At 45.4% G+C, this 948-nt stretch carries 1 protein-coding gene; it reads left to right on the forward strand.

Annotated features, from left to right (window positions below; translation table 11 throughout):
* Window positions 1-40: 40 nt before the first annotated feature.
* A partial coding sequence (locus A3766_RS00225; RefSeq protein ID WP_156508567.1) for a PLP-dependent aminotransferase family protein occupies window positions 41-948 on the forward strand: 908 nt, incomplete at its 3' end.

The raw sequence follows: 948 nt of genomic DNA on the forward strand, positions 1-948 counted from the left end.
CCACATTAAGATCCAATAATTAATTTCTGGTGGTACCAATTTGAGCACTGAAGAATTTGACTCGTTACGTGACTTTTCTTTTTCTGGCACCGAGACACTGCAACATCAGCTGTATCAGGGGGTCAAGAACAGAATATTAGATGGACGATTAGTCTCAGGGAGGCGATTACCTTCTAGCCGTGCGCTGTCGAGTATTCTTAAGGTTAGCCGAAACACGGTTTCGGGCGCCTTCGAGCAACTGAAAGCTGAAGGCTACCTGCAAACGAAAAAAGGAGCGGGCCACTATATTGCGACCAATCTTCCTGATGATTATCTCAATGCTCAAACGAAGAACATCATGCGATTTGAGTCAAAACCAACCAAGATGCCGCTCTCTGATTCTGGAAAAGTCTTGCTCGGCGACAACAAGATCAGAGTCTATCGCAACACCAGTTTCGAAGCCGGTTTACCTGACCTCAAAGCTTTTCCCATCAAAAAATGGGGGCAAATATATCAACAACAAAGCCAGCGTATCGCCTTGCTTGGATATGATTCATTACAAGGTTCGTCCTACTTGAGAGAAGTGCTTGCCAGCTACTTAAAATCTTCACGAGGATTGGATTGCACACCCGAGCAAATCATCATCACGGTTGGCGCTCAACAAGCGGTCAATATCGCGATTCAAGTCATCTTGAATCACGGAGATGAAGTCTATTTGGAAAACCCGGGCTACATTGGAATGCGCGAAGCCTTTAAAGCACATCAGTGCAAAATTACCGGCATCCCGGTGGGTAAGAATGGCTTAGACCTACAAGCACTACCGAAGAAACCAAAGGGTAAAATCTTATGTGTCACACCGACTCATCAATATCCGATGGGCGGGATTATGCCTTTGGCAAATCGCTTAAACATCCTTCAATGGGCTGCTGAAAATGGAGTATGGATTCTGGAGGATGATTACGACAGTGA

The organism is Oleiphilus sp. HI0132, from assembly GCF_001635845.1.